The organism is Pontibacter sp. HJ8 (assembly GCF_054824225.1).
Genome location: NZ_JSYF01000114.1, coordinates 1 through 11754, shown reverse-complemented (window position 1 = coordinate 11754; position 11754 = coordinate 1). Strand labels below are relative to the sequence as shown.

At 48.4% G+C, this 11754-nt stretch carries 11 protein-coding genes; 2 read left to right on the top strand and 9 right to left on the bottom strand.

All coding sequences use genetic code 11. From position 1 onward, the window contains the following. Positions 1-111 precede the first annotated feature (111 nt). The gene (locus tag OB13_RS06430; RefSeq protein WP_461489329.1) at positions 112-1083 is read left to right on the top strand and encodes a S1 family peptidase; all 972 of its coding nucleotides are present in this window, start codon (positions 112-114) and stop codon (positions 1081-1083) included. A 23-nt stretch (positions 1084-1106) separates the two neighbouring features. Continuing rightward, complete coding sequence (locus OB13_RS06425) at positions 1107-2318, top strand: hypothetical protein (protein WP_461489328.1); 1212 nt, start codon at positions 1107-1109, stop codon at positions 2316-2318. Between the two features lie 237 nt (positions 2319-2555). On the opposite strand, the gene mnmE is transcribed toward OB13_RS06425, so the two are convergent. From mnmE to OB13_RS06380, 9 genes are all read right to left on the bottom strand, one after another. After that, positions 2556-3935, bottom strand: a complete 1380-nt coding sequence (gene mnmE / locus OB13_RS06420) for a tRNA uridine-5-carboxymethylaminomethyl(34) synthesis GTPase MnmE (RefSeq protein WP_461489327.1) — start codon at positions 3933-3935, stop codon at positions 2556-2558. Between the two features lie 116 nt (positions 3936-4051). Further along, a complete protein-coding gene (locus OB13_RS06415; protein WP_461489326.1) occupies positions 4052-4582 on the bottom strand; it encodes a thioredoxin family protein in 531 nt (176 codons plus the stop codon). 100 nt (positions 4583-4682) lie between these two features. Beyond that, positions 4683-5555, bottom strand: a complete 873-nt coding sequence (locus tag OB13_RS06410; RefSeq protein WP_461489325.1) for a metal ABC transporter permease — start codon at positions 5553-5555, stop codon at positions 4683-4685. Between the two features lie 193 nt (positions 5556-5748). Then, positions 5749-7038, bottom strand: a complete 1290-nt coding sequence (locus tag OB13_RS06405; protein ID WP_461489324.1) for a metal ABC transporter permease — start codon at positions 7036-7038, stop codon at positions 5749-5751. Positions 7039-7179: 141 nt separating this feature from the next. Beyond that, on the bottom strand, positions 7180-7974 hold the full coding sequence (locus OB13_RS06400; RefSeq protein ID WP_461489323.1) for a metal ABC transporter ATP-binding protein: 795 nt from the start codon (positions 7972-7974) through the stop codon (positions 7180-7182). A 12-nt stretch (positions 7975-7986) separates the two neighbouring features. Next, entirely contained in the window at positions 7987-8922 is a 936-nt protein-coding gene (locus OB13_RS06395) for a metal ABC transporter solute-binding protein, Zn/Mn family (RefSeq protein ID WP_461489322.1), read from the bottom strand. Between the two features lies 1 nt (position 8923). Then, positions 8924-9580: a metal-dependent transcriptional regulator gene (locus tag OB13_RS06390; protein WP_461489321.1), complete on the bottom strand. Its 657-nt coding sequence runs from the start codon at positions 9578-9580 to the stop codon at positions 8924-8926. Positions 9581-9673: 93 nt separating this feature from the next. Beyond that, the gene (locus OB13_RS06385; RefSeq protein ID WP_461489320.1) at positions 9674-10672 is read right to left on the bottom strand and encodes a 3-oxoacyl-ACP synthase III family protein; all 999 of its coding nucleotides are present in this window, start codon (positions 10670-10672) and stop codon (positions 9674-9676) included. 77 nt (positions 10673-10749) lie between these two features. Continuing rightward, the coding region (locus tag OB13_RS06380) for a glycosyltransferase (protein ID WP_461489319.1) at positions 10750-11754 on the bottom strand (1005 nt) is incomplete at its 5' end.

Below are 11754 nucleotides of genomic sequence, written 5' to 3'. Positions count from 1 at the left end.
ATATTTGCATTAAATAAATACAAACTATCAAAATTAATTAATAAGGTATAATCTTTTAAATAAAACGACTTATACTATTACTTATTTTCATTCGAATATAAATAAGCTACTATGATACAGCCTAACGATCATGATAAAAAGAGACTAGCCAAAGCTTTTAAGGCTGCTGAAACAGCGATCAAAGAAAATAGAGACTTCGTTAAGGAGTTTAAGGAAGAGTATTATAATAATTTACCATCATCTAAAAAGGCGGCTCTCGAGACAAGAGGTATTGTTCTAAATAATCTTATAGAATCAACAGATAAGATTTACGAGGATGAAAGGTATATTGAAAGTGCCAAAGAGTACATAATGTACAATATTATTAACCCTAACATTATTGGGGGGTATTTTGATAAAGCTGAACATTATCCACATTGTGTAGCCTTGGGTGGTACTACTGGCTTCGGAGCATCAGGAGTAGTGATTGCACCTAATATAGTTTTGACTGCTGCACATATTAGGTCTTTCTCAGGGGAAGTGTTTGTTGGTAAAGATTTAACCAGAAATGGTGTTCGAATTCGTGTTAGAAGTCGTCATGAACATAATTCATATAATCCTTCTAATAAGCATGAAAATGACTTAATGGTTTTGATTCTGGAGAGCAATATCACAGATATATCTCCATGCAGAATAGCAGTTTCATCTTTAATAAATCGAAGTAAGATAGGAACAGTCGTCGGTTTTGGAAATACCGATGCTGGTGGCAACTTCGGCTTTGGTAAAAGACGAGTCGCACATGTGCCTATTGTTTCAACAGATTGCTCTGGCTCAAATGGAGGTCTTACAGATACGTCTCAGTATGGATGCCATCTTGGTAGAGAAATAGTGGCAGGAAAGCCTAGTTTAGGTATTGATGCATGCTTTGGCGATAGTGGAGGCCCGCTTTATGTTAACGAAAATGGCGAAGTCTTATTAGCTGGAATTACTTCACGTAATACAAATTCGGCTCTAAATAATTGTGGTGATGGCAGTGTATATGTTAGAGTTGACAAATACTACAGTTGGATTAAGTCTTTTGTAGCATCAAAATCAGTTGTATAAATCTATACTTAATATATAGCCTTATGAAAGAGCTTAAGAGAATTAGTATATTGTTGCTATTGCATTGTCTCTGTTCTAACCAAAATGTGGTAGCACAATCACCTAACCTAGGGTTTAGAGGTACAACTACAGATGCTGCGGGTAAAACAAAAAGTTTGCCTGCCAATAATCCTTGGATTGTAGCAGGAGCACAACTTGGTTATAAAATAGGAGGTAATGATGAATTCGCTGAAGGCTTGATTGGATCGGGGAGGGTGCAATTTCAAGCTTTAGAGTTCCCGAAACAATCAAAGAAACTTGGATTACCCATGATTGGGAATATCTCTAAAATATTAACTGGATTATCTACCAATAATTCTGATGTTTCTGAAAAATCAGAGGAGTTGATTCAAGAATTGATAACATCAAGTCAAGGTTTAAATTTTGGACTATACCCATATTATGAATGGGTGTCAGCAGATAAAGTAAAATTTTCACAGATTACATTTTACGGGTCTGCAGCATATAAATTGAACGCAGCCAGAGATTTACTAGATTCAAGCATTGTGAACTTACATCAAGGGCGTTTTTCAGTTGGTTTTGGCTGGGATTTATATATAGTTAAAAATAGCAAGTTGCCATTAAGCTTATCAGCGGAGCCTGTGATGACTGTAGTTAAAAAGAGTGACTTTGAAAGAGTAGCTGGAACAGCCAATGATAATATATTTAGTCTAGAACTCACAGGTATATTTCCACTCTCTCCAAGTGTAGGTTTTCTTGGCCAATGGGCTATTCCTAATACTGGAAACTCGCTTTGGAGAATTGGTTTGATATTTATAGCAGGCCCATCAGCGAATGAAAATAAACCAGTTACTGCAATTCCTGATGCTGATGATAGTGATGCTGAAGATGCTAATTCTTTACCTTCTGTTACAATCAAAGGGCGCATTATCAATGCAAGTGATAGTTCTGCAATTGACAGTTTGAATATTAATGCGGTTGCCTATACAGAAGGTGTAAATAATGGTAACTGTGCAGGCAATAAAGTAAATGGGGCAGATAGTAGTGATACAACTGATGATAAAGGAGAGTTCGAGATAACGTTATTGATAACAGATCCTAAACTAAGATTTTTTGAGGGGAAAGGTTGTGTAGAGTTAGATATCAATGGAACTAAAAGAGCTTTTGCCGTGACATTTAGTAAGAATAAAGATGTAAAACCATCAGTTGAGGATTTGAAGGATATTGCTCTATGAATCAATTTGAACTCTCTTGTAATGCTAGCAGGCCTTTATTGGTGGCTTTTCCTGTCTTTAGAAGCTTTTTTTGATGAGGAATATCACAAAACAGTACTAACTATAAATTTAGGCTTATACTACTGCTCCGGTTTCTCATAAAACCATTCTACTTCGCCATCGTGTAGTTCAACTACATAGCGCCAGCCTCTATCAAATGAGAATCGTAGCTCGCGCAGGAAACCTAAGCACTGAAGGCTATTTCCCAATACAAAACTTCGTAAAAATATTATCCAGCAGATCATCAGTTGTAATCTCACCCGTAATCTCACCTAAACTATAAAGTGCTCTTCTGATATCGGCTGCCACCAGATCGCCGCTCATACCTAATGCGAGGCCATTCAGTACGTCATCCAGCGCTTCGTAGGTTTTGTTGAGGCTGTCGACGTGGCGCAGGTTGGTCACGATCGTTTGCTGCTGGGTGTTGAGTTTTCCCAAATTGACCTTGTCCACCAGCGCCTGCTTCAGGTCTTCCATGTGGGCACCTTCTGCGGCAGAGATCTGCACCAGCCCGTCGATACCTGCAAAGGCAGCCAGAACCTCAGGGGTGGCTTCGTCAATTTTGTTGGCCACCGGCAGCAGTGGCAAATTTTTGGGGTTCAGTTCTGCCAGCTCAGCCTGCAATGCCTCCGGCGTGGTAGCCGTGATATCAAACAGGTAGATGATGAGCGAAGACTGGCTCAGCTTCTGCATCGTGCGTGCTACACCGATGGCTTCTACCTTATCGGTGGTTTCACGCAGGCCGGCCGTGTCGATGAAACGGAAGCTAATGCCTCCGATGTTGATCTCATCTTCAATGAAGTCGCGCGTGGTGCCCGGCACATCGGATACGATCGCTTTTTCTTCGTTGAGCAGCTTGTTGAGCAGGGTAGATTTACCGGCATTTGGCTTGCCCACGATCACGGTGGGCACCCCGTTCTTGATCACGTTGCCCAGTTCAAAGGATTTCAATAGCTCCCGGATGATGTGTTGGATGTTGAGGATTAGGGAGCGCAACTGATCACGGTCGGCAAACTCCACATCTTCCTCACCAAAATCCAGCTCCAGCTCGATCATGGATGCAAAGTGCACCAGTTCCGCCCGCAAACGCTTGATCTCCTGTGAAAAGCCGCCACGCATTTGCTTCATCGCCACCTCATGCGAAAGGGCAGAGTCGGAGGCGATCAGGTCGGCCACTGCTTCGGCCTGCGCCAGGTCAAACTGCCCGTTCAGGAAAGCGCGTTTTGTAAACTCACCGGCATTGGCCAGGCGTGCGCCCTTTTTCAGGAGCAGTTTGATGATCTGCTGCACAATGAAGTCTGAGCCATGGCAGGAGATCTCCACTACATTCTCTTTGGTATAGGAATTTGGACCTACAAAGAGCGATACCAGCACTTCGTCCAGAACCTTGTCTTCGTCGCGTATGGTGCCAAAGTGCAGGGTATGCGTGGGTTGCTTCGTTAGATCTTTTCCCTTAAAGACACTGTTGGTGATCGTGATGGCTTCAGGCCCGGACAAGCGGATAACAGCAATAGCGCCCACGCCCTGCGCGGTAGCAACTGCTACAATGGTATCAGTATTAAAAGTATGGTTTATCAAGGTATAGCGGCTTATTGCTTCCGCAAATTTACTTATTAATTTGTCAGAATCAGGATTTTCAGGATTTCAGTATTCCCGGGATTGGAGCAGGCATCATCCTTCGAGGCAAAGTACGGTTACTTTTTCTTTTCAAACTCCTGCCACGTCATGCTCTTGTGGTGATTGCCGCCAAAGTAAGTCAGTATTTTTGTGAGGGTAGGAGCGTCGATGTAGCCGGGAACAGGGGTGAGCATGTTGAACTGCTCGTCCAGGTATACGGTGGTAGGATAACTCATCTGTCCCTGCAGCAAGGCAACGGCCAGTTCGTGTGCTTTGTATTGTGGGTTATAGGTATAGGTCTTGCCGTTGAGCGTGATGGGCGACTTGCCTTCGGCATCCAGCTTCACAGCATAATAATTCTTGTTGATATAGGCTACTACTGCAGGATCCGAGAAGGTTGATTTGTCCATCTTCTTGCACCATCCGCACCAGTCGGTGTACACATCGATCACCACCTTTTTGGGCTGCTTTTTTGTTTTAGCGGCAGCTTCCTCCATGGTCAGCCAGTTGATCTTCTCACCTTTGTCATAGGTTAGGGTAGACATGGTAAAGCCGGACAATACCAGCAGAACGGCGAGTAGTGGAAGGAGATATAGCCTTTTGATCATAAGGTTGTTAGAATTTAAGATGAAAGCTTCAGTTGAACTTCTGACTAACAATTCTCAGAACGAATTAATTTCCTGCAAGGTATAGCAGACCGCCTATACCTTACACTGGCTGCACCTGTCTCCGTTTCAGAAGTAGGCCCCGCGAGGGCGAGAACAGCAGCGCCAGCAGGAACTCTATACCTGTTACGGTGGCGATGGCTCCGGCAATAGATCCATCCATCCAAACGGCCAGAAAATATCCAGCTGTAGCGGCCAGTATACCCAGTCCTACCGAGAGCAGGAGCATCGTCTTGAAATTGTCGGTGAGCAGGTATGCGGTAGCGGGAGGGGCCACCAGGAAAGCAACTACCAGGATCGCACCCACCGACTCAAAGGAAGCAACAGTGGTCAGGGAAACTGCCGTCATGAGCAGGTAGTACCACAGCGAAGTAGAAAGACCAATAGCCGTTGCAAAGGCCGGATCGAAGGTTGTCAGGAACAACTCCTTATACCCAATTACAATAAATAGCATCACCAGTATGGTCACAAATCCCAGTGTCCAGACGGTGCGGGGGCCGAAGCTAAGGCCACCATCCGTGATCCAGAGGTCGAGCGGCACATAGGCGATCTCCCCATACAAAACACAATCCTGATCCAGGTCCACCTGGCCGGCAAAAACGGAGATGAGGATGATGCCGATGGCAAAGAGCCAGGTGAAAGTAACGCCGATGGCAGCATCGGCCTGTACGCGGGCATAACGGTGGAAGAACTCGATCAGAAAAGTCGTCAATACCCCCAGCAATCCTGCCCCGATGAGCATTGGAACAGAATCACGTGAGCCCGTTACGAGGAAAGCAATCACTATACCTGGCAAAACGGCATGCGAGATCGCATCACCCACCATGGCCATGCGACGCAGGATAAGGTAGCAGCCCAGTAAACTGCAACAGGTGGCAACCAAAGAGCCGGTCAATATGATCCAGAAGGCATTCACTTTTTCAGTTATCAGTTAAACAATTATCAGTAAGCAGTACCGTTTAAATATGGTCATTGCTATTTCATTTTTAAAGCTGGAAAAGCTCTTTTTTGACTGTTTCCTATTTCTTCGGTCCCGTCCAGCTATTAAGGAACTCATTCATTTCTAACATCCAAAATCTAATATCTAACCCCTAATATCTAACCTCTAACTAACTCATAGGAATACGCGCACTGTGCGGGTCGAGGTCCGGGTAATTGAGTTCTTCCATCAGCTTTTTCTCCAGTTCCAGGGTGATGATGTGTTCTATGGTTTCAGCGTCTTCGTGTACATGGTCGGAGGCCAGGTTGAGGTATTGGGTCAGGTATAGCTCCCAGAGGCGGTGCAGACGCACCACGCGACGTCCCCGCTTTTCTCCTTCCCGGGTCAGCAGCCAGCTCTGATTTTCTTTCTTTAAATACCCCTGGCGCTTCAGTTTCTCGAGTCCACGAAGCGCCTGGGCTTTCGGAATTCGGCGCCGCTCCAGCAAATCATCCAAGCTGCGTGAGGTATAGTAATCCTGCTTCAGCTCGCCCAACTGGTAAAGCAGCTTGAGCAGGTTTTCTTCCAGTATCCTCGATTTGTTGCGTCGCTGGCGCAGGAGGCGGGCTACCCAGCCCCGGCCGGGTGCCAGCGCAAACGAAAAAATGGCGATCATGGAGATGATGAGCACGATCCAGGGACCCGTCGGCATGGCCGGCGCAGTATACGAGACAAAAGCGCCCGCTATACCTGAAAAAGCGCCCATCAGTGCCGCCAGCACCAGCATCACCTTGAGTTTTTCGGTCCAGAAACGGGCAGCAGCGGCCGGGGTAATGAGCATGGCGGCCATCAGCACAACGCCGACAGCCTGTATACCTACAACCACCGCAAATACCGTGAGGGTGGTGAGCAGCAGCTCCAGTTGCCGCACCGGAAAACCGATCGTCCGGGCGTAGGCTTCGTCGAAACAAAGTAAGGTAAGTTCTTTATAAAAGATGATCACAGCCAGTAACAGCAACACTGCTACTGCACTGAAAATGATCAGATCGTCGCCCACCAGGGAGGCAGCATTCCCGAAAAGGAATTTATCGAGGCCACTCTGCGCAGCGTTGCCCGAATGCTGTATGGAGGTGAGCAGCAGGATGCCGATACCAAAGAACACCGAGAGGACCAAGGCAATAGCGGAATCCTCTTTGATGCGGGAACGGGAAGTGATGAAATCAATGACCACCAGCGACAGCCAGCCTGTGATAAAAGCACCGATCAATAAAATGAAGGGGTTCTTCGTACCGGAGAGCATAAAAGCCAGGCATACGCCCGGCAGCACCGAATGCGCTACCGCATCTCCCACCAACGCACGCTTCCGGAGCAGCGTAAAGCAGCCTACCACCGCCGAACTACTGGCCAGCAGCACCGAGCCCAGCGTCACGTACCGGATGTTGGCATCTGCAAACGAGAAAAACTCCAGAAACTGCTGCATTTATTAATTGCTGATTGTTAATTGCTTAATTGTTTAATAGATCGATTGGTAAATTGCTACCTTACGACCAGATCCACTTCCACTTTTACCTTTCTAACTTCCAAACTTTCTAACTCCTAAACTCTTAAACTCCAAAACTCCCTAACTCATCTTCTCCCTTGTCGGGAACTCCTGCTTGCGCAGCAGGTCGCCTACTTTTGACAAGAGCGTGAGTTTTCCGCCGTACGTTTGCTCCAGCAGTTCCTGCGTCAGCACTTTTTCAGTGGGGCCAGAGGCTACCAGGCGCATGTTCAGCAGCACTACCCAGTCAAAATAGTCGGAGGCTGACTGCAGGTCGTGGTGTACGACGATCACGGTCTTGCCCTGGTCACGCATCTGGCGGAGCAGCCCGATAATGGCTGTCTCGGTGGCGATGTCTACCCCGGCAAAAGGCTCATCCATAAAATAGATATCGGCGTTCTGCGCCAGTGCCCGGGCCAGGAACACCCGCTGCTGCTGTCCGCCCGAAAGCTGGGAGATCTGCCGGCTGGCAAAGCTTTGCATACCTACTTTTTCCAGCGCATCCATGGCGGCGTCTTTGTCGGCCTGGCGAGGACGGCTGAAGAGTCCCATGCTGCCATACCTTCCCATCAGCACGACATCGAAAACAGAAGCCGGAAAATCCCAGTCCACCGACTCGCGTTGCGGCACGTAGCTGATACGTTTGTGCACCAGTTTCAGGGGCTGGTCAAAGATCCGGACGTAGCCGCTGCTGACAGTCAGTAGGTTCATCATCGCCTTGATCAGGGTAGACTTGCCGGCACCGTTCGGGCCGATCACACCTACCAGCGCGCCGGCCGGCAGGGTCAGGTCGATGCCCCAGAGCACCGGTTTCCGGTCGTAACTGACAGTGAGGTCGTGGACTTCTACAACTGGATTTTCAACTTGAAGTATCATGGTTTAAGTTTCTTACTTTAAAGAAGATACAATGGTGCGAACATTGTAGCGCACCATACCTTCATAAGTGCCTTCCGGCGTTCCATCTGCCCCCAGAGCATCCGAATACAGGGTGCCGCCAATGCGAACATCGTGTCCTCTTTGTTTGCTTCCTTCCACCACAGCTTCAATCGCTTTGGGCGACACCGAAGACTCCACAAACACCGCTCTGATCTTATTGTCCGCTATAAACTTCACCAGTGACGATACATCCTGCAGCCCGAATTCCGAGACTGTGGAAATGCCCTGAAGTCCCCGCACCTGAATGTTATAGGCATCCCCGAAATAGCCAAAAGCATCGTGTGCAGTAATGAGAATGCGTTGCTGCTCCGGTATGGATGCGATCGCGGTAGTAACTTCGGCATCCAGCGCCTGTAATTTCTGCAGGTAAGCTTCTGTCCGTTGCTGGTACAAGGCGGCATGTTGGGGATCCTTCTTCTGTAATTCGTTGCTCAGGTGTTTGACCACCTGCTGCCACAGGTCTACATCAAACCAGATATGCGGGTCGTGGCTGTCCTGGAACTGGGGAGCACTGCGCAATTCCGTTTCAGGTATACCGTCGGCCGCGGCTATTACCGTTTTCTGGCGGCTCAGTTTGTCCAGTACTTCGCCCATTTTGCCTTCCAGGTGCAGCCCGTTGTAAATGATCACGTCAGCGCCTGTCAGTTTATTCAGGTCGCCCTGTGTTGCCTTGTAGAGGTGCGGGTCGACGCCACTGCCCATGATCGATTCTACTTCGGCTGCGTCTCCAGCAATATTGGCTACGGCATCTTTGAGTATACCTGTCGTGGTCACGATCTTCATCCGATTTCCCGGGGCCAGTTCCCCTTTGGTTTCGGTCTGGGTACAGGCACTCAGCAGCAGTATAAAAAACAGGTATACCGGCAGGAGAAGGAGGGGGTATTTCATCTTAAGCGGAAAGGAAAATGTTTTTAGAAACTTCACTTGATACGACCAGGTTTTTTTTGTTTTCCAGGTTGATCTCCAGAGAGTTGTCATACGGTATGCGGTCAATTACTTTAATCTTTGCACCCAGGTAAATTCCCATTTTGTCCAGATACTGCAGGAAAAGCGGCTGCGAGTCGTTTACGCCCACCACTATACCTGCGTCATTCACTTCCATGTCTGCCAGGAGCTTCTGCTGCTTCTGGTTGATCTCACCGTTTTCGGAAGGGATCGGATCGCCGTGGGGATCAAACTTGGGATAACCCAGGAACTCATCGAGGCGCCTGACAAGCAGGTCGGAGTTGATGTGCTCCAGTTCTTCGGCCACAGCATGTACCTCGTCCCAGTTGAACTTCAGTTTCTCTACCAGGAATACCTCCCAGAGGCGGTGCTTCCTGATGATCTGCAGCGCCACCCGCTCCCCGCTTTCGGTCAGGGTGACACCCCGGTATTTCACATAGTCGGCTATACCTTTGCTGCTCAGTTTGCGCAGCATGTCGGTAACAGACGCTGCCTTGGTATCCAGTGCTTCGGCAATCGCATTGGTGTTCACTTCCTGCGTGCCATTGGCCGAGAGCTTATAAATAGCCTTGATGTAGTTTTCTTCCGTGAAGCTGTGCACTAGGTTGAATTTTGAATGAGTGAATGAGCGATTGAGTGAATCAGTTGAATTTATCATTCAGGCAATCACTCAATCGCTCATTCAAAATTATACTTACCAACGGATCAGGGCGGAGGCCCAGGTAAAACCACTGCCAAAAGCGGCCAGGCAAACCAGATCGCCTTCCTTGATGCGTCCTTCTTCGAGCGCTTCGCTGAGCGCAATCGGAACAGAGGCCGCTGTGGTGTTGCCGTATTTGTGAATGTTGCTCATCACTTTTTCAGCCGGCAAGCCCATCTTCTGCTGGATGTAGGAGGTGATGCGCAGGTTGGCCTGGTGAGGTACAAGTATGTCGATATCAGTAGGTTTATACCCGTTTTTATCAAGTGCTTCTTCAATCACTTCCGGAAAGCGGGTCACAGCATGCTTGAACACCATATTGCCATTCATGTAGGGGAAGATGGTCCCTTCATCGATCATCTGGTGGGTTAGGCGTTCGGTCTTGTTGCTGCCTGGGTCAATGGTGGCCAGTTCCTCGGCATACTCCCCGTCGGCGTGCAGGTGCGTGGACAGGATCCCTTTTTCGTTGCTTTCGGAAGGAGTGAGCACCACCGCGCCGGCGCCATCGCCAAAGATGACGGATACGCCACGGCCTCGGGTAGAGAAGTCAAGACCGCTGGAGTGGATCTCAGAACCCACCACGAGCACATTGTTATACATGCCAGTCTTAATAAACTGATCGGCCACCGAGAGGGCGTAGATGAAGCCGGAGCATTGGTTGCGCACATCCAGCGCCGGAATTTCCTTGATGCCCAGTTCCCGCTGCAGGAGCACACCGGATCCCGGGAATACATAATCCGGGCTGAGTGTAGCGAATACGATCAGGTCAAGGTCTTCTGCCTGCAGGTTGGCCATGTCAAGGGCTCTGCGGGCTGCATGCGCGCCCATATTAGCGGTCGTGTCCGTGCCTTCCTGAAAGTAGCGGCGCTCCACTATACCTGTACGCTCCCGGATCCACTCATCCGTCGTATCCATTATTTTCTCCAGGTCTTTGTTGGTAACTATTCGTTCAGGTACATAATGACCTACACCGGCTATTTTAGAATTTCGCATATAAATAGTTTTAGCTGTACAAATATACTGTGTTTTTATGAATTTAGATTCGTCTAAAAATAAATTTTAATTCAGCTTCAATTTCCGAATAGCAGGTTCTCAATTACTTGCACCAGTTTTTTTTCTTCTGATTCCCAGAAAATGTCTGCCGGTATACCTGTTTCATAAAATTTTTTCTGCCGGAGCAGGGCATAGATGGCCGTGACATCCGGCTGGCTAAAGTCTATAGAAAGCCCAGCACCGTTTTCCTCTACTATGGTCTGCCACAAAGGGTTTTTCTGCACCACTACAGGAAGGGCGTTAGCCATGTACTCGTAGAGTTTGGTCGGGATGCAGCGAAAGGTACTAACATTGGGCCGGTATGGGAGGAGACCGATGTGGCTTTTCCGGATCTGCTCGAGTAGCTGCTGATGCGGTACAAGCCGTTCTCCGCCGATGAGTTGGATAAATTCCTTGCCCTGCGTTGCTTTCAGGATGCTGCTCCAGGTATGGGCGTTGGCACAGTAACCGATGATGGTGAGCCGGGTGGCCGGGTATACCTGCTGTAACTGCTCGGCAAAACGGATGGCTTCGAAAATGCCGTACTCTTGGGCGATGGTGCCGCTGTAGAGCAAGTGCAACGGACCGTGGTCAGGTATAGTAACCGGTGTGGCTGGCGCAAGTTGCGTCGCTGGCGCCTTATACTTATTCTCTACGAAGGTATAGCGCTTATCCGGAAAGGATAACTCCGCCGCATAACTCCTTTCTGCCAGCAGGAAGTGATCAATGGCAGGAGCCGTCACCCGTTCGGCAGTACGCACGCCACCGGCCAGCAGGTGCTTTGTCAGCCAGTTGTAGTTGTGTTGTGCCCGCAGGTTCAGGCTATAATTTTCCTGGATGTCGTATACGATCTTGCAGCCATACCTGTATTTGTAGAGCAGGCTAACCAACAGTAGTTCATAGGTGGTAACGAGCAGGAGCTCAGGTTTTACTTGAAGCAACAGGCGGTAGAATTGAACCTGTGCCCTCACCCTGCCTAAACTTAACCTCCCGAAGTCAAAGATCGGGTGGAAGGTGAGGTTAGCCGGAGCATCAGCCGGAAC